We start from the raw sequence: 17,175 nt of genomic DNA, 5'->3' as shown, positions 1-17,175 counted from the left end.
TCGCAGTTACATCTGGATTCAACGAGTCGGATGGCACATTCTATTTTTTTTGGCAAGATTTTTGGTGGAAAGGATTCAAATAATTAGCCGGGGAAATCCCGGCTAATTATCAAATTATAAAATGGTTTTGGATTTATGTTCGCGACGCGAACGTTAGTGTTTAGGCTCAACCAATTCCGCTCTTCGTTGTCCCGCAACTTACTCCCGGGGAAGTAATAGTGGATCCGCTTCGTGCTGAAAAGCAGAGCGAAATTAACCTAACGCAGTTGGAATCGCCACAGGCGGGGCAGGTTACAATTTCATCTTTTCCCTCGCTCGTTTTCAATACCAGGGTTTCAAAACGATGTCCGCAGGTGCCACATTGATACTCAAAAATTGGCATAACAGCCTCCTTTTTATTGATTTATAAAATTAAAAATCGATTTTTTGATTAATCATTCCGATAAAAAAATCAATGCCTTTGAAGAGGGTGTTCGTAAATTATCCTTTACTTATGGGATCTTTTAACAACCTGCGTTTTGAGAACATTGGGACGAGGTCGTTAAAAGATAGAGCGTAATTTGTAGGGGCATGGCATGTCCCTACGACATGCAAATGTGACTTGTCATCGCGATATTTTTTCGAACACCCTCGTTTCTATGGTTTATGCCACTTTGCCACCCCGTAAGGGAAGTTTTCTAACAGCACCTGCCATGCTTGACTAAAGGAGCGATTTGCCTTTATGTGTGATTTAACAGGGACGTAACGGTAAACATTGACAACTCAGAAGAGGAGAAGAAGGTATGAAAAACTTATTTAGATTTGCTGCCTGCTTACTTTTGGTGACCTGTTTGATTACACCTTCCTATGCTAAGGAAGAAATCAAGCTTGGTGTTGTTACCAAACCCGGGTCAGCTCAAAATATCTGCGCTGAAAAATTCAAAGAGCTTCTTGAAAGTCGATCTCCTAAATATACTGTTACGATATATCACAGTGCTTCCCTTGGCACTGAAACGGAGATTCTTCAGCAGGTGCAGTTAGGCACAGTTCAGATGGCTATTATTACTTCCGGACCTTTTGATGTGTTTTTGCCAGAGGCTCGAGTGGTTGACTATCCTTTTTTGTTTGATTCTTATGAGCAGGTTGATGCTATGTTGGATGGTTCTCCGGGTAAGGAGATTCTTAAACGTCTGGAGAAAGTTGGCTTTAAGGGATTGGCTTTTTCGGAAAACGGTTTTCGCCATCTAACCAACAGCAAACGGCCTGTTCATTCGGTCAAAGACGTGGAAGGACTGAAGATAAGAGTTATGGAATCCGTGCTTCATAAGGAATTGTGGCGTCTTCTTGGTGCGAATCCGACCCCTATGGGATGGCCTATTTATACCGAACTTCAGCAGGGCACAATAGATGGGCAAGAAAATCCTTTGTCAGTAATATGGACTTACAAGCTTCACGAAGTTCAAAAATATCTATCTTTGACAAAGCATGTTTATTCATCCCACATTGATATAGCTAATTTGAAGTGGTTTAACAGCCTTCCACCAGAAGATCAAAAGTTAATCCAGGAAGCCATGGTCGAGGCGGCTCACTACCAGAGAAAATGGAATCGTGAAAACGAGGCGACATTCCTGAAAAATCTCAAGGAAGCGGGCATGATAGTGGATGAAAATCCAGATATTCAGTCTTTTAGAGAAAAAGCGAAGGACATTCAGAAACTAGATATTTTCCAGGTTAAAGAGGTTCAAGAAGTTCTTCCTCTATTTCTTAAGCGATAATGATCTTCTGATCTTGCTGAAGTATGGTAAGATTCTGGAATTGGTGCAAAATTTTGAGCGATCGTCTGAATCGTCTGATTGAGGTGGTTGTAGCTGTCCTTGGAATTATTATGATCTTGGTTATGGGTTCCCAGGTTGTCGCTCGCTATGTGTTCAATCACTCTCTTTTTTGGTCCGAGGAAGTTGGGCGTATCATTCTGGTATGGCTGACCTTCCTCGGGTCCACAATTGCTTACAAAAGAAAACTTCATATTGGTATCGATTTTATGGTTAGAAAGCTTCCATTTTCGGCTCGAAAACTTTCTTTTTTGATTGCCTGGGCGGCATCTTTCTGCTTCTTCGTAACATTTATCGTATTGGGTATTAAATTTGTGTTTTTTGCTTCCATGCTCAAGACTGCGGCGCTTGGGATTCCAGGTAGTTTTACCTATTCGGTTATTCCTCTAAGTGGATTAGTTTTCATCATTCACAACTTAGATCTTTTGAGAGAAGGGCTGAGCAAGTGGTAACCCTTTTGTTTTGTCTAATTCTTTTTGTGTTGTTCCTTGTAAACACCCCTATTGCTGTTGCCATTGGATCGGCTTCTTTGGTTGTGTTTTTCATTAAATCTGACATTTCACCTCTTATTTTTATACAGAGACTTTACGCTGGAGTGGATTCATTTCCTCTTCTTGCTGTGCCGCTTTTCATGTATGCTGGCTTTATCATGGAAGCCGGGGGAATTTCCAGACGGATCGTAGATTTTGCTGAAGCTCTGGTTGGTTGGATTCCTGGAGGGCTTACCACTGTAAGTATTATTTCCGCTATGTTCTTTGGCGGCATTTCGGGATCCGCTGCAGCCGACACTGCTGCCGTTGGAAGCATAATGATCCCGGCTATGATCAGGAAAGGATACCGACCTGCTTTCGCCAGTGCAGTTATAGCTTCGAGTGGGTCTCTGGGAGTTATTATTCCTCCGAGCATTCCTATGATCATTTTTGGATTTCTTACAGGAGCGTCCATAAGCAAGCTTTTTGCAGCGGGTATTCTTCCGGGTATTCTTATTGGGATAAGCTTGATGATTGTAGCCCTGATCAGGTGCTGGCAGGAAGGTATTCGAGAAAGGAAAACTTTCTCTGCAAAGCGTCTTATTAAAGCTTTTTGGGAAGCTAAATGGGCTCTGGCTACTCCTGCAATAATTTTAGGTGGAATCCTTGCGGGAATTTTTACAGCCACAGAATCAGCTTCTATTGCTACTCTTTATGCCCTTTTTGTCGGACTGATTGTATATAAGGAACTCAATCTAGCTGATTTGCCTGGGCTTATTCTAAAAGGAAGTATTACTGCCAGTCTGGTGCTTTTTATAATATCAGCTGCGTCGGTTTTCAGTTGGGTTATGGCGATTGAACGGATTCCTGCAGTGATTGCTCAAGGCCTTTTTAGCCTTACGGAAAATCCCACGTTTCTGCTGTTAATTATAAATATTGTGCTTCTTATTGTCGGAACCTTTGTTGAAACAACTGCAGCTCTAATCCTGTTTGTGCCTATTATCATGCAGATCTTTCCCCAACTTGGAATCGACATAGTGCAACTCGGCATGATAGTAGTTTTAAATCTAGCCATTGGAATGCTTACACCTCCTTTGGGGATTTGTCTAATAGTTGCCTGTGGCATTTCTGGAGAAAGAGTGGAGGCAACTGCAAGAGCTGTCTTTCCCTTTTTGATTGTTATCATTGTGGATCTACTTTTGGTTACCTATTGGAGTCCTATCAGCATGTGGCTTCCGGGGTTTCTGAAATGATTTTTTTTCAAAACTAAAAAGCTCCCGGAGCATTGCAGCTACCCTGGGAGCTTTTGTTTTTAAGGGTTTCTAATTAGTGATGATGTTCATCATGCACATAGAATGGCCATTTGTGGAAGAACCATTCGTTCCAAAGTAGCGGAATGATCCACCAGAAGTTCCATACGAGAGATTCTCCATAGGGGAAGCGATGAGCGAGTTCTTCCATATGATGATTCCCGAGTCCCCAGTGTCCAAAGTTAAGATAGTAGAAGATAATGTAGATAATCGCTGCAAATACGAGCACTCCAACGGTTCTGAACCAGAAAGCTCCCCAGGAGTCTTTGTCTTTCATGGGGCATATATCATCAAAATAATGATGCCATGCAAGGAATGGAATTAGAGTAAAGCCTGCAATTTCTGCCGCATGATACCAGAGGAAACGAACAAGTTCGGCGTTATTAGGTTTAGCCTTTGCAAGTTCATGTATTGTTTCTTCGGGAAGCCATAGAGGAGCAACTTTGGTGCAGATATAGGCGATAATATAACCCAGAATAAAGACGCATATAAAGGAAATAAGTCCTTTCCATGGTTGAGGAAGATCAATGAGCGTCCAGGGTTTCATTCTCCACACGTTTGGAGTCATAAACAGCACGATGATCATCCACTCCCACCAGCCGAATACCCAGTGCACATGGTTGATGCCCACAAGGCTCTCCCACCAGGGGAAGTTAAGAGCAACGGATTTTCCATATACCTTGCCGAATATAAGACCCCAGAAAGGCACAATGAGAATGGTGTAGAAAAAGAGTGTTAATAGTGAACACCACCCGAGTTCTGCAAGCCCTGCTTGAGGTTGAGTAAGGTTACTTGGACGGATGGGCCATTTGCCGAAAAGAATAGTTACAAAAGGATAAGAGAAGAAGCCGATAAGCACAAAACAAACTACAGCACTTTCGGCAAAATGAGCCTTTTTCATAGCTTCAAGAGTCATTGCTTTACCGTCAGGGCCGACAATTTGCCCTGCTTCCGCCAATGCGTTAAGGTTAGTCTGGCTGAGGAAATTAAAACCTAGCCCAAGAATCTTATAAAAGACTACATGAATCACGAACCAGACAAGAATAATATTTACAATTGTTTCGACAATGCCTCTGGCAGGTTGAGGGAGATTATGAAATGGCCAATCGCCTAGGAACATATGCTGCCATAATCCGACGAGAATCATCATAGCTAGCCAGAGAACAAAGGGATACGGAAAAGCCTTTACGGGACCTCTAGGATCACTGAAAATATACCATGTAATAAGAGCTATAATGGTAAAACAAATAAGAGAGATAATTCCTGTTAACGGTTGTCCCCACCTTGGTCTCAACTCGCCCGCCATACGTCACTCCTTTTTGATGGCTTGAGTTTAAGTGTTGGATTTTGCCAGACAAAAAGCCCCTTGCCTTAAAAAATGGATTGTCCCCTTAGTTCTTGATGTTTCTCACCCCCTCCATTTAAATTCATTTATTTCCCCGAGTTCTAGCATATGAAACACCACCAAACTAAATAAGAATTTCTGAAATAGTAACCCAAAACAGAGGGCTTCTTGAATTATGGCTGGGTTTACCTTGAAGCGATTTTTTCCAAAGAGCTTTAACGGCATCCAGAGAGCAAGATGAAGAAAAACCATGATGAACTCTGCAGCGAGAGTTGAGATAGAAACCAACTACGCCTTTTCCTGATACAATGAACTTGAAGTTTGAGTCAAGAAAAAATTGATTCATTATGCAAAATCTTAAGGTTATATTAGGCTCAGCTGGTAATGCTCTATGGATAGAAAAAAACAGGTGAGAATCGTTTACACGATTAAAGAGTTTATGGCGTTATATGTTTCAGATAATAAAAGCTTCATTTCTCAGCAAATATACAGAATGTTAGCCGATTTTCATCTCTGCGATTTTGTGGTCTATGTTTTTTCACCGGCTGGTGGAGAAAATTCTAAAACAGCCTCATCGTTACGACGGATTAGAAAGATGGTCGGGACGGGCGGATTTGAACCGCCGACCCCTAGCTCCCCATGCTAGTGCGCTAACCAGGCTGCGCCACGCCCCGACTCTTGTTTCCTAAGCAGGATGTTCACTTACTACATGAAAAAACCATCCCCTGTCAAGTAAAGCCGGGAGAGTGTTCGAAAATTTTTCCCATGCCGGGCGCACCAAATTAAATGGGCGACGGATGCGTCGCCCCTACATGCACCCGAAAGGGTGACGGTGGTGAGCCGGAGCGAGAAGTGAGCAGAGGCCGTAGTAACTGTCTACTCAACTTCTCGAACCGCCTGGTGCGGACCTGCATGCCGGGTGGTGTGGGATGGGATCGGTCAAACTGACCGCTACTATTCCAATTCTGGCGAATCACATATTGGGTCGTTTTCTTAACTGCCAGTGTCTGAAAAGGTCTTTCAGGTTGAGTTCTATCCCTGCGTTTTTTGTGGTTTATGTTACTTTGCCATCCCATAAGAGAAGTTTTCGAATACCCTCAGTAAAACCAGAGAGTATTCGAAAATTTTCTATCATGCAGATATGAACACGAGAGAGTATTTTAAAATTTTCCCCCAGAAACGTGCTCCCGCAACGTGGGTAATCGCATGAAGTTTATAACACTCTAAGTGGAACCAGAAATTTTTTGAGATTTGATTTAGTATGGTGTAAATTTTGTTTGCTCGGTTCTTGTAATCGCCAAAACCTGGGAGTAAATACTACATGGTTGAAAAGCAAAATCCCCGGAATGAAGATATATTGTTTCCCAAAGTGAAATGCGAATGCTGCAATAGCAGCTTCTCTTACGAAGAAATTATCTTCATCGATGGTGAACACCTCTGCAAAGAATGCTTTACTATGTTGGAAGCTTCAAGAGACACACACTAGACCTGTTGATTTCTTAGGTCAATAAGTCTTACGGCTTTCCCTTCCTGCCTCGGCAACCCGTTGGGTTCTACCAATTCAACATTTGGTGTAACTAAAAGTTCACTTCTAAGTTCATGCTGGATCTTGCTTCTCAGTCGATTCAGTTCTCTCATATCTTCCACAAAAACTTTGTCGGTTACTTCAACTTGGACGATCATCTCATCCACATTTTTTTCCCGCTTTAATACAATCCTGTAATTTGTTCCAACTTCAGGTATTGCCATGAGCACCTGTTCTATTTGAATTGGGAAGATGTTGACCCCTTTAATGATGAACATATCATCAGATCTGCCCTGAATTCTATCTATTCTTATATGGTTTCGCCCGCATAAGCAGGGACCCGATATAATTCTGGTAAGATCTTTTGTGCGGTATCTCAGTAGAGGCATCCCTTCACGATTGATGGTGGTCAACACCAGTTCCCCTATTGTGCCTTCGGGAACAGGTTCTCCGGTCTCGGGATTGATAATTTCCACTATATAAGAATCTTCCCAAAGGTGCATCCCATTCTGGTAGGGACATTCAAAGGCAACCCCGGGCCCGTTCATTTCTGACAAGCCGTAGCTGTTATATACTTTGACCCCGTAAAATTCTTCCACTCTCTTGCGGACTTCTTCAGAATAAGGCTCAGCTCCTAGGTAAGCAATTCTCAAGTTCAGATCTCGTTTTGGATCTACACCCTGTTCTACAAGATAGTCCATAAACCTCAGAGCATAACTGGGAATAATGTGGATAACGGTAGTGCCAAAATCTCTCATAAGCTGGAGCTGGCGTTTGCTATTACCCGCTCCAGATGGAACGGTCAAGAGCCCTATGAGTTCTGCTCCGTAGTGAAAGCCAAGTCCTCCAGTAAAAAGTCCATAACCGGTCATGTTTTGAAAAACATCACCAGGACGAGCTCCCGTCATATACATGCATCTTGCCATGAGTTCTGCCCAGGCGGAAATATCAGATCTTGTGTAGAAAATCGCCGTTGCCTGACCAGTGGTGCCAGAAGAAACATGAACTCGAATAAGCCGGTCTTTCGGGACACACAGAAATCCGTAGGGATAAGATGATCGAAGATCCTGTTTATCCGTAAAGGGAAGTTTTTGCAGGTCTGCCAGACTGTTAATACTGTCGGGAGTTAATCCTGCTTTGGTCAACTTTTCTTTGTAAAAAGGAGATTCCCATGCAAGCCTGACCGTCTTTATAAATCGCTCTTCCTGAAGAGATTCCAATTTGTCTCTTGAAAGCGTCTCCAGTTCGATGTTCCAAAAGTTGTCGGAGATCATTTGTTTTTCCATTGTGTTACACCTTCCAGTCACTTTCCCGAGCTAGATTTTCAAACTTTGTGTAAGATCCTATAAAACTAAGCTTTAATTCTCCCGTTGGACCGTTTCGCTGTTTTCTTACGAGCACTTCAACAATGCCTTTATCGTTTGTGTCTTTGTTGTAAACCTCATCGCGATAGAGAAAAATGATCACATCCGCATCCTGTTCAATGGCTCCAGATTCTCTCAAATCACTTAGCTGAGGTCGTTTATCATGGCGTTCTTCTACTTTGCGGTTTAGCTGGGACAGTGCGATGACAGGGATATTGAGTTCTTTTGCGAGAGCCTTTAATGAACGAGATATTTCTGAAATTTCCTGTTCACGTCGTTCCAGTCTTTCGTTGATTCTCATGAGCTGGAGATAATCCACAATGATTATGCCCAAGCCTCTTTCTGCCATAATTCTTCTCGCCTTGGCTCTAAGTTCCAAAGGCGTGATTGCGGGCTGATCATCGACAAAAAGCGAAGTTCGCATAAAAACCTGCCCAGTTGCCATCAATCTGGCACATTCCTCCTGGCTGATGAAACCGGTCCTGACTTTTTGAGAATCAACGCGGGCTTCCATGCACATGAGTCTCATCCCTATTTGTTCTTTGCTCATCTCCAGTGAGAAAAACGCAACCGGAATCTCGCTTTCTACAGCAACATTGCGAGCTATATTGAGAGCGAAAGCTGTTTTCCCCATGCCAGGTCGTCCAGCAATAATTATGAGATCACCCTTTTGGAAACCGGCCGTTAGTCTATCAAGATCGGTGAAATGAGATGGAACTCCTGTTACGATCTCTTGGCGATTTTTTAGAGCTTCAATGCGGAGCAAATTTTCTTTGACTATGCTTTCTATGGGAAAGTAAGAACTCTGAATGCGAGCTTCAGAAAGCGAAAAGATGGATGATTCGGCTCGATCCAGCACTTCATCTACGCTTTCTGGATTTTCGTAGCACCATCCGGCGATTTTTCCAGAAGTCTCTATAAGACGGCGAAGTATAGCTTTGTCAGCGATAATTTTTGCATAGGTTACAGCATGTTCTGCCGAAAAAACCCGCTCGGTGAGTTGAGCAAGGTATGTTGCCCCACCTATAGATTCCAACTCACCCTTTGTTCTAAGCCGTTCAGCAACGGTTACAAGATCTATGGGTTGATTTTCGCCGAACAATTCAGTTATGGCTTTGAATATTTTTCTGTGGGAGGGGATGAAAAAATCATCCCCCTTAAGGATTTCAAGCACCCCCGGCACAGCATCTTGATCCTGCAGAAGTCCTCCCAGTAGAGACTGCTCCGCCTCTTTGCTGTGAGGAGGAATATGCTGAGCTTCCTCAATAAGGGTTGGCATTATCCTTCTGGTTCCACGATGACTTTGATCTGTGTCTTGATCTCAGCCTCCACTCTTATTGGCACAGTAAATTCCCCAGTTGTTTTTATGGGTTGTTCAAGCACAATGCTTTTTCGATTGAGTTCCTTAAATCCCATCTCATGTAACGCTTCAAGGATGTCCATAGCACTTACCGAGCCGTAAAGTTTATTTTCTTCTGCAACCTTACGTTTCATGGTGAGAGTTACACTATTTAGCTTTTCGGCAATGCTCATAAGATGCTGACGGAAGAGTTCTCTTTTTCTCGCCAGCATTCGTTTTTGATGTTCCAATTCCTTTACGTTCTTCCCGGTTGCCGGAATAGCGAGACCTTTGGGTATAAGATAATTCCTGGCGTAGCCAGCTCGGACTTTTACCACCTCACCGATTTGACCCAGGGTGGGAACGTTTTCAACTATAATGACTTCAACTGACTTCATTCTTCCGTCACTCCTTTATGTCCTTAGTTTTGGTTTCAATTCGTCGTATATCAAACCAGACATCAAATAGTCCCAATAAGGCTAGGGCAATAGCCAGGTATTGTTGAGTTATGGCAAACACTGTAAGCAGTATCCTTGACCATAAAGGCAATCTCCATTGGGATAGGAAAAATAGCATGATAGAAAGTCCTTGGAAGAGGTAGATCGTGCCGAGAGCAATCAGGATATTGAGTCCGAGTATGCGAGATGCTGGGACCAGGGTTAAAAAACCTGCTCCAATGAGAAACCACACAAGCCAATCAGATGATCGCCATTTTGCTGTTTCCTGCCATTTGGGGAGAGAAAATCCCTGTTTCTCAGCATAGCGCCTGGTGGCTAAGGCATTAATAGCTCCAGTTAGTAAAAGTGAAGCAAAGGAAATTCCAGGAAGAAGTCTTACCATAAAATGAACAGCCTGGCCAATTTGTTCTTCCACGTAAGGAGTGATCTTGACGTTACCATTGCCGTGCTCTTTTGCAATTAGCACAACAGTTTGAGCAACTCTCCTGGCGAGTGTATCCCAAAGTGAGCCTTCTTCTACATTTCGCACCTGGAGCCAGAACATGGTTGCCCCTGAGATAAACACTATCGCTACGGGCATAAAAACAGAATAGTCGAGACTTCGGTTAATGCGTCCGTTTAAACCAATGAGACTTCCCATGAGCAGAAACAGCCCAAAGTAGGGAAGGGCTGCCACACCCCCCAAAATGGCAAAAACAACTCCTCCGCTAAGCAGGGTTCCGACTGGAACTATCAATCCTGACGGAATTCCCCACTGGTAAACAGCAAACGACGAAGGAAAAGAAGCAAGGATACCCCCTATGAAACCACCAGCAGGAAACCAAAATACAAAGGTGAAAAAAAATATGGAAAGGCAGATCCAGAGCAAGATCTGCCTCGTTTTTATCGGAACGATAGGAGGAATGTTTCCTGCAAAGCCTTCTATTTTCATGTTCGGGGATCCACGTAATTTGATCCATTAAATTGGTGTAACAGTTGTATATGGGAGAAGAGCAATTTGTCTTGCTCGCTTAATGGCTTCGCTCAACTGTCTCTGATGTTTTGCACAGTTTCCGGTGATTCTTCTTGGGACAATTTTTGCTCGCTCAGTTAGAAAATGCTGAAGTAAATTAGCATCTTTGTAATCTATCTTGAGAGAACTGTCCATGCAGAAGCGGCAAGCTTTTTTGTGCTTAAAGAAACGGCGTTTTTTCTTTAATGTCGTTTTGGTGATAACCATAATTACAATCCCCCTTTTGATACTTTATGTTTTCAAGCCTTATATTCTATCTATTGTTCTTCATCTGATTCCTTAGACGATTCTTTTTCCGTTGCAGATTCCTCATCAGATGAAGCGGGTGGAATCTGTTTGGTGTCTTCCTTTCCAGGCACGTAGCTGTCTTCAAGTTTGACTGTTATGAATTTTAAAACTCGCTCATCGATTTTAAGATTTCTTTCCAGTTCTTGAGGAATATCCGGTCCCCCCGCGAATTCCATAAGAAAGTAATGTCCTCTTGTTCTCTTTTTTACCGAATAGGTTAGCTTTTTTTTGCCCCAAGAATTGTAAGAAAGAGTAGTTCCACCTTCTCGAGTTACAATTTCTTTCAGGCGTGTTTCAAGGGATTTAAGATCGCTATCGGGTAAATCCGGATCGACAATAAAAAACACTTCATACTTACGCTGATACATTTAGTATCCTCCTTCCTTGTGGGTTTGTTAGCCCCTGGTCTTTACGCCAGGAGCAAGGAAGCATAAGGCTTTCAGCTTATGCTAAACTCTTCAAAGAACGCAAACGGGCACATCTTGCTACCACATGGGGCTTTCAATCGTCAAGAGCTATTGAGGGTGTTCAAAAATTCCCCTATGGAGTGAAGAATTAACGTAAACCACACAGAAAGCACGGGGATAAAACTCACTTGTAGGATCGTTTCAGGTGTAGGCGGTTAGGAAACGACTCAATATATAATTCACCATAGGGGCGACCAATCAGTCGTCCCTCAAAACCTACACTGCGAACTTATAGAGAAGAGTCACACCGATAGCCCTCGTGGTTATCCCATTGTAGGGGCAAGGCATGCCTTGCCCCTACAATGATGTGTTATTACAACGATCTTGTTCCAACGTCCTTAAAACTTAGATGGTTAAAAAATCCCAAGTAAAGGATAATTTTCGAACATCCATAAACCTATGAGAGTATATTCGAAAAGGTTAAAGAGTTATCATGTGTGTTGCCCATATATGTCCTACAATATCCCTTTGGTTGAAGGAATTCCTTTGTAAAAATCACTTAACGAAGAAGCTTCGTGAAGTGCCCTGCCCAAAGCCTTAAAGAGCGACTCAACCATGTGGTGGGAATTTGCACCATACAGAATCCTGGCATGAAGTGTTATTCCACCGTGTTGAGCAAAGGCTCGAAGAAACTCCGGCACAAGTTCTGTTTCCATTGTCCCAATTCTTTCAGCCATAGGGGGGGCTTCATATATTAAAATGGGCCGTCTGGACAGATCTATCACAACCTGAGAAAGAGCTTCATCCATGGGGATAAGGGCATGTCCGTATCGGTTTATGCCCGCACGATCGCCTAAAGCTTCGTTAAAAGCCATACCAAGAGTTATGCCCACGTCTTCAACGGTATGATGATTATCAACATGCACATCTCCAGAAGCTTCTAGAAAAATATCGAATTTTCCATGTGCAGCCATAAGAGTCAGCATGTGGTCAAAAAATCCAACGCCTGTTCTTATTGTTGCCATTCCTGATCCATCTAGTTCTATTTCTGCTTTAACTACTGTCTCCTTCGTTTCTCTGACGATTTTTGCTCTTCGTCCCGGCATTTTCCGTCCTTCCTCGCTTTAATAATGAAGGCATATTAGAAAAAGATGTCCCTATCTCCTCTTTTGCCTTATTGTTACCGTGAGCTTGTCTTATCGCGGAATGGGTGATATGGTCAAGCCGAAGCGTTAGGTCTGGAGGGGGAACAAAATCAATGCACGAAACAAGTATTGCTGAGATGCTTTGTGATATAGCGTTAGAAGAAGCAAAGAAGTATTCTATTTCGCGTGTTTCAAGCCTTACCGTTCAGATTGGAGAAATGGCAGCCGTGGTGCCGGAAGCTCTCAAGTTCGCCTTTTCTATAATTTCTCAAGGGACTCCACTTGAAGGCGCTCAACTGAACATTGAAATCGTTCCCATTGTAGCCTGGTGCTCTCAGTGTAATGAACCTTTTGAAGTGGAAAATTTTTCTTTTAAGTGCCCTGGATGTGGGATGGTGAGCGATCGTTATTTAAGTGGACAGGAACTTCTTTTAGTATCGATTGAAGGAAAAAAGGAGGGGAATTAGCAACTATGTCCGACGTTTCCGTAACCGTTGTAAGGAATATTCTGGAAGCACAGGAAAAGATAGCAAGATCCAATCGTGAGTTTTTCGATTCTAAGGGCATATTTGTCATCAATTTAATGAGTTCTCCAGGGGCGGGTAAAACTTCCTTACTTGAACGGACTATTGCTTTGTTGAAGGATCGCTTCAAAATCGTAGTTATTGAAGGAGACATCCAATCTCAAGAAGACGCCCTGCGCATTAAGCGTTTGGGAATTGAAGCTGTTCAAATCAATACGGGGGGAGCCTGTCATCTTGATGCTAACATGATTCAGTCGGCGCTTGAGCGGGTCTCACTTGATGGATGCGATCTTCTTATCATAGAGAATGTGGGAAATCTTGTCTGTCCTGCGGAATTTGAACTAGGTGAGCACAAGAAAGTGATGATCCTCAGCGTTACAGAAGGAGATGATAAACCTCTCAAATACCCGCTTATGTTTCAAAAGTCCTCTGTGCTTCTTATTAACAAGATTGATCTTCTTCCCTATGTGGTATGTGATGTCGATAAAATAAAGCGGATTACTAGAGAACTTAATCCGCGGGTAGAAATCTTCGACGTGTCTTGCAAAACGGGTGAAGGTATTGATCGATGGGCTGAATGGTTAAAGGATCAGATTCATAATAATCGCAACCAGTAGTTATTTTGTATGGGCGGACGATTTAGAAGTCCGCCCATGCATTTTGCTTTTTATTTTAATTGAAAGGATTTCCGACGCCTATTCCGGTTGTTCTAACAGCGGAAAAGCTCTCCCAGTTTGAGCTATCCCCGTTGTAAGAAAATCGCCATTTGCCTTTCATTTCGGTGGCGCTAAGCGATGTTACCCAATATTCATAGAATATTCCGCCTTCCATAAATTCGATCTTATAAAGAAGTGTTTTTCCATCGGCTATTGATGCGGTTACCGGAGTTGCACCCCAGTTCCCAGAATAGGTCATACCGTCCGGATTTTGAGCAAGTCTCAGTATCCTGTCTGCTCCGTAGGTGTAAGTTTTGCCTTTGTAATTTTCCGACACGATCCAGGAGCCTTCCAGAGTGTTAACATTAACCTGAACTTCCTGCATTTCTCTTGTTGAATTCAGGTTAGTGCCGGCTCTAACGCTTATGAACATTTGTCCTTTAAGTCCAGCAAGAGTCATGGGACCAAAGCTAGCTTCGGGGATAGGCCCTATGCTGAAGTAAGGATCTATAGTCTCATTAACTCTTGCGCCGTTTTGATACACAAGGAGGTATTTATCTGTAATCACAGGAGTGTAAGCGTAAACTTTGTTCGGTTGCTTCTGTGGAGCGCTGAGAAGCACGTAAACCTTTTCGCTAGCACTACAGTAAGGAAGCCCGGTTCCGGATGATCCTTCTCCTCTGAACGGATCAAGCCAGGTTCCTCCAGCGGCTGAGCAGGCTTCAGGGGTCTGATACACAGCCAGGTTGTCGTCAACATGAAGAAGCATGTGAAGTGAATGAGCATCGGTAGCTTCAACCATTATGAAACCGGGTGCCATTTGAGTAAATGTGGGCTGACTTACAGGAAGGGATACAGGATCTCCGGGGTTTCTGATTTCGACAATGATAGGCACTTCTCTGTAAAAAGCGGTTCCTCGATCAACAACAGTGATAATACCTTCATGACGTCCCACACCATAAGTCTGTAGCACTTCTTTGATGGGTTTTATCTGAAAGATTCCTTCAGCTTTTGCTGTGGCAAGCGAAGATCCGCTTTCACCTTCTCCAGGATTTAAGAATGTCGTCTGAATCCACGGCACGTTGTAGCTTATTGAAAATCCAGCGGCACCCGCATAGACATGCAGAATCTGTTCTGTAAAGTCATCTATTGTTCCATCCGATTTTATTTCAACACTCCAGAATAGATACGATGGGAATACGGTAAGTTCATTTGGTGCCTGGATGACGAGGTTTACTATAAGGGTAGCTTCGGCATCTTCGGCATTGGATGTTGGAAGATTGCTTCTGAACGTGATTTTGCCTGCTGGATGTTCACAGTCGGCGGTGTCACAATACGATCCAGCTGGAAGTGTTGATGGGTCAACCGTTATTTGAACCTGGGTAGCTCCTTCACCACTGGTAGGAGTTACAGTTAACCACGGTGCTGAAACTTCGGCGCTCCATTTGAAATCGTTTCTTTCGTAATTGGCGTTTCTCACTTCAGCAGTAAAGGTTTTCTTTGCTAAATTCGCTCGAGTAAACCTTAGGGTAACTTTGCTTGGATTAACTGTTAGCTTGTCAGCAATTATTCTTCTTATGGTCAGATTCACCGTAACTGTTGCGCTTGATCCAGTATCGCTTGTTACAGTTACGGTTCCAGTGACGGTGCCCCCGTTGGGAAGTAAATTGTTTGATACTGTGATAGTAAGAGTAAAGGAGCCAGGAATGTCTCCAGTTGCCGGGTTAACAGTCATCCAGCCCTGGTCTGCCGAAGCGGTATATTTAGTTTCACTGGTATCTGATGGTGCCACCCCAATTGAGTAATTATAAGTGGCAGTTTGTGCTCCTGGTGCAACCTCTACAACAAGATTAATTTCCGTTGGAGAAACCACAATCGCTATAGCCTGAGATACTGTCAAAAATAAAACAGAGAAAAGACTTAAAATTAACACTCTAACAAATGCGGATTTAACACGCATGACTTTCCTCCTCATTTGTTGCCCTTGCATTACTAACCTGCCGCGTTATAAAAACCCCTTTTGCCTTTTAACTTTTAACATCGCCTATTCTTAATAACATTTCAACAAAAAATTATTTCTTGTCTGTTAATTTTGTCTTTGTGAGATTTGTTAGCATCCATCGTGCCATGACCGAGTGAGGATTTTTCTTTATGGCTTCCCGAAGAAGTTTTGATTTTTCATCTTTGTCTGTTACGCATTCAGCCTGATAAAGATATGGTAAATAGCTTTTTTTATCCAGTTCCGAAGCAAGAAAGAAATAATATCTTGCTTCATTGAGATTTCCCTCAGCAAGAGCGCTAAGACCATACCTTATGGCTATCTCAAATCTAGAAGGAGTTAGCATGACGTAATCTCCCAGGGAAACAGCTCCTTCTACGTTCTTTATTTTGAAGAAATCTCTGTCGGCTTTCCTGTCTTTTCTTCTGTTTAATTGCAAATCTTCAATGAGTTCCAGATAAAATCTTTCTCGTTCTTTTATGTGTTGGAACATCATACGTTCTCTTAAGATGTAGTTTCTAGCGTTTTGGGCAATTTGCTTTATTTTTTCTGGGTTATTTAGAAGGTTTTCTAAAATCTCGATACATTCGCGAGAATTATTAAATAACAATCCCGTTTCTCCATGCTTTACAATATCGGAGTAGGGAGGAGTTTTTTGTAAAACTGGCACTACGCCGTGAGATGCATATTCCAGAAATTTCACATCAGATCTCGAACGGTTAAAAGGTGTGTCGAGTAAAGGAGCTAGCCCAATATGGAGTTGTTTCAGGAAGTCATAATATTCAAAAATAGAACCTGTGGGAAACGTTCTAAGTTGACTGGATGGAACGGATGAAAAAAGATCAACAATGGGCTTTGCCGCCATGATATTCAAGCGAACGTTTTTCTTGCCTTTAATCCAGTCAGATATATCCTGAGCAATTGATGCTACATCGTAAAAATGCCCTGCAGATCCTCCGTAGCCTATTTCTAAAGTTGAATTTTCTTGCCAGCTTTTTTGCATATCAGGCACGGTCAGAAGGTGATTAACAAAGATAGCGTGCCTTTTGTTAAGCCATCCGTAGTTTTCCTTCAGGATGGGTGAACTAAACTGAACAGCATCTGCTATTTGAGCAAGCTGTTCTATCGTTTTCCGGGCGTGTGGTTGCGTGAAGAATCGATATTGGGGATTCCAGGGAGGAATATTGTAAATATCGTCGTTCCATTCATATACGGTTACAAGCTTTCTTTTTCGACGCATCATTACATAGGGCACTATATCAGGATCGCCAACAAGATTTAGAACAACCACATCTGCTGTTAGAAGCAAATAGTTCCTTAGTCGATGTTCATTTGTGAGACTTATGGTGTAAAAGTAAGGAGATGAGTTACCCAAAGCAAAAAGTGGCACATAAGTGCGATAGTAGTGATCACCGCATAGTTCTTTTGTGGGCGGATCAATCTGCACAAGAAGGAAGGGTTTTTCAGTGCTCCCCATCTTTTGGCCTTTGCCGTTTCTTGTTATTGAGTCTTTTTTATTATA

16 protein-coding genes and 1 tRNA gene are annotated in these 17,175 nt (G+C 42.7%); 5 read left to right on the top strand and 12 right to left on the bottom strand.

Annotated features, from left to right (window positions below):
- Positions 1 to 166: 166 nt before the first annotated feature.
- Positions 167 to 382, bottom strand: coding sequence for a zinc ribbon domain-containing protein (locus WHS38_06325; GenBank protein MEJ5300587.1), 216 nt, complete (start codon positions 380 to 382; stop codon positions 167 to 169).
- Positions 383 to 782: 400 nt separating this feature from the next.
- Here WHS38_06325 and WHS38_06320 point away from each other — a divergent pair, with 400 nt between their 5' ends.
- From WHS38_06320 to WHS38_06310, 3 genes are read left to right on the top strand one after another with little or no spacing between them, the layout of a single operon-like run.
- A complete protein-coding gene (locus WHS38_06320; protein MEJ5300586.1) occupies positions 783 to 1,754 on the top strand; it encodes a TRAP transporter substrate-binding protein in 972 nt (323 codons plus the stop codon).
- A gap of 53 nt (positions 1,755 to 1,807) precedes the next feature.
- Positions 1,808 to 2,263, top strand: coding sequence for a TRAP transporter small permease (locus WHS38_06315; GenBank protein ID MEJ5300585.1), 456 nt, complete (start codon positions 1,808 to 1,810; stop codon positions 2,261 to 2,263).
- The gene (locus WHS38_06310; protein ID MEJ5300584.1) at positions 2,257 to 3,534 is read left to right on the top strand and encodes a TRAP transporter large permease; all 1,278 of its coding nucleotides are present in this window, start codon (positions 2,257 to 2,259) and stop codon (positions 3,532 to 3,534) included. The genes WHS38_06315 and WHS38_06310 overlap by 7 nt, the downstream gene beginning before the upstream one ends.
- Positions 3,535 to 3,607: 73 nt before the next feature.
- Here WHS38_06310 and WHS38_06305 read toward each other — a convergent pair whose 3' ends face one another.
- From WHS38_06305 to hisB, 9 genes are all read right to left on the bottom strand, one after another.
- The gene (locus WHS38_06305; protein ID MEJ5300583.1) at positions 3,608 to 4,897 is read right to left on the bottom strand and encodes a hypothetical protein; all 1,290 of its coding nucleotides are present in this window, start codon (positions 4,895 to 4,897) and stop codon (positions 3,608 to 3,610) included.
- A gap of 635 nt (positions 4,898 to 5,532) precedes the next feature.
- A tRNA-Pro gene (locus tag WHS38_06300) sits at positions 5,533 to 5,610 on the bottom strand.
- Between the two features lie 808 nt (positions 5,611 to 6,418).
- Positions 6,419 to 7,747: a phenylacetate--CoA ligase gene (locus WHS38_06295; GenBank protein MEJ5300582.1), complete on the bottom strand. Its 1,329-nt coding sequence runs from the start codon at positions 7,745 to 7,747 to the stop codon at positions 6,419 to 6,421.
- Between the two features lie 4 nt (positions 7,748 to 7,751).
- Positions 7,752 to 9,104, bottom strand: coding sequence for a replicative DNA helicase (dnaB, locus tag WHS38_06290; GenBank protein MEJ5300581.1), 1,353 nt, complete (start codon positions 9,102 to 9,104; stop codon positions 7,752 to 7,754).
- Positions 9,104 to 9,562: a 50S ribosomal protein L9 gene (gene rplI, locus WHS38_06285; protein MEJ5300580.1), complete on the bottom strand. Its 459-nt coding sequence runs from the start codon at positions 9,560 to 9,562 to the stop codon at positions 9,104 to 9,106. Before rplI ends, dnaB begins: the two co-directional genes overlap by 1 nt.
- Positions 9,563 to 9,569: 7 nt before the next feature.
- The gene (locus tag WHS38_06280) at positions 9,570 to 10,553 is read right to left on the bottom strand and encodes a DUF2232 domain-containing protein (GenBank protein ID MEJ5300579.1); all 984 of its coding nucleotides are present in this window, start codon (positions 10,551 to 10,553) and stop codon (positions 9,570 to 9,572) included.
- 27 nt (positions 10,554 to 10,580) lie between these two features.
- Positions 10,581 to 10,841 (bottom strand): 30S ribosomal protein S18, encoded by a 261-nt coding sequence (gene rpsR, locus WHS38_06275; GenBank protein ID MEJ5300578.1) that lies wholly within the window; start codon positions 10,839 to 10,841, stop codon positions 10,581 to 10,583.
- 50 nt (positions 10,842 to 10,891) lie between these two features.
- Entirely contained in the window at positions 10,892 to 11,290 is a 399-nt protein-coding gene (gene rpsF / locus WHS38_06270) for a 30S ribosomal protein S6 (protein ID MEJ5300577.1), read from the bottom strand.
- A 554-nt stretch (positions 11,291 to 11,844) separates the two neighbouring features.
- Positions 11,845 to 12,435 carry an imidazoleglycerol-phosphate dehydratase HisB gene (gene hisB, locus WHS38_06265; protein ID MEJ5300576.1) on the bottom strand — a complete coding sequence of 197 codons (591 nt, stop codon included), beginning with the start codon at positions 12,433 to 12,435 and terminating at the stop codon, positions 11,845 to 11,847.
- Between the two features lie 152 nt (positions 12,436 to 12,587).
- On the opposite strand from hisB, the gene hypA reads away from it, so the two are divergent.
- Together hypA and hypB are read left to right on the top strand one after the other, a co-directional pair.
- Positions 12,588 to 12,941, top strand: coding sequence for a hydrogenase maturation nickel metallochaperone HypA (gene hypA / locus WHS38_06260; GenBank protein ID MEJ5300575.1), 354 nt, complete (start codon positions 12,588 to 12,590; stop codon positions 12,939 to 12,941).
- 5 nt (positions 12,942 to 12,946) lie between these two features.
- A complete protein-coding gene (hypB, locus tag WHS38_06255) occupies positions 12,947 to 13,615 on the top strand; it encodes a hydrogenase nickel incorporation protein HypB (GenBank protein MEJ5300574.1) in 669 nt (222 codons plus the stop codon).
- Between the two features lie 55 nt (positions 13,616 to 13,670).
- Here the strand turns inward: hypB and WHS38_06250 are convergent, their stop codons facing one another.
- On the bottom strand, positions 13,671 to 15,614 hold the full coding sequence (locus WHS38_06250; GenBank protein MEJ5300573.1) for a BACON domain-containing carbohydrate-binding protein: 1,944 nt from the start codon (positions 15,612 to 15,614) through the stop codon (positions 13,671 to 13,673).
- A gap of 112 nt (positions 15,615 to 15,726) precedes the next feature.
- Entirely contained in the window at positions 15,727 to 17,130 is a 1,404-nt protein-coding gene (locus tag WHS38_06245) for a glycosyltransferase (GenBank protein ID MEJ5300572.1), read from the bottom strand.
- Between the last annotated feature and the right edge of the window lie 45 nt (positions 17,131 to 17,175).

Source organism: Thermodesulforhabdaceae bacterium (assembly GCA_037482015.1).
GTDB lineage: Bacteria > Desulfobacterota > Syntrophobacteria > Syntrophobacterales > Thermodesulforhabdaceae > JAOACS01.
This window is presented reverse-complemented; position numbering and strand designations above follow the sequence as displayed.

Bases quoted from the DNA above. Each gene is read 5' to 3' on its own strand.
- WHS38_06325 (MEJ5300587.1), bottom strand. From the start codon at position 382: ATGCCAATTTTTGAGTATCAATGTGGCACCTGCGGACATCGTTTTGAA.
- WHS38_06320 (MEJ5300586.1), top strand. From the start codon at position 783: ATGAAAAACTTATTTAGATTTGCTGCCTGCTTACTTTTGGTGACCTGT.
- WHS38_06305 (MEJ5300583.1), bottom strand. From the start codon at position 4,897: ATGGCGGGCGAGTTGAGACCAAGGTGGGGACAACCGTTAACAGGAATT.
- WHS38_06295 (MEJ5300582.1), bottom strand. From the start codon at position 7,747: ATGGAAAAACAAATGATCTCCGACAACTTTTGGAACATCGAACTGGAG.
- dnaB (MEJ5300581.1), bottom strand. From the start codon at position 9,104: ATGCCAACCCTTATTGAGGAAGCTCAGCATATTCCTCCTCACAGCAAA.
- rplI (MEJ5300580.1), bottom strand. From the start codon at position 9,562: ATGAAGTCAGTTGAAGTCATTATAGTTGAAAACGTTCCCACCCTGGGT.
- WHS38_06280 (MEJ5300579.1), bottom strand. From the start codon at position 10,553: ATGAAAATAGAAGGCTTTGCAGGAAACATTCCTCCTATCGTTCCGATA.
- rpsR (MEJ5300578.1), bottom strand. From the start codon at position 10,841: ATGGTTATCACCAAAACGACATTAAAGAAAAAACGCCGTTTCTTTAAG.
- rpsF (MEJ5300577.1), bottom strand. From the start codon at position 11,290: ATGTATCAGCGTAAGTATGAAGTGTTTTTTATTGTCGATCCGGATTTA.
- hisB (MEJ5300576.1), bottom strand. From the start codon at position 12,435: ATGCCGGGACGAAGAGCAAAAATCGTCAGAGAAACGAAGGAGACAGTA.
- hypA (MEJ5300575.1), top strand. From the start codon at position 12,588: ATGCACGAAACAAGTATTGCTGAGATGCTTTGTGATATAGCGTTAGAA.
- hypB (MEJ5300574.1), top strand. From the start codon at position 12,947: ATGTCCGACGTTTCCGTAACCGTTGTAAGGAATATTCTGGAAGCACAG.
- WHS38_06250 (MEJ5300573.1), bottom strand. From the start codon at position 15,614: ATGCGTGTTAAATCCGCATTTGTTAGAGTGTTAATTTTAAGTCTTTTC.
- WHS38_06245 (MEJ5300572.1), bottom strand. From the start codon at position 17,130: ATGGGGAGCACTGAAAAACCCTTCCTTCTTGTGCAGATTGATCCGCCC.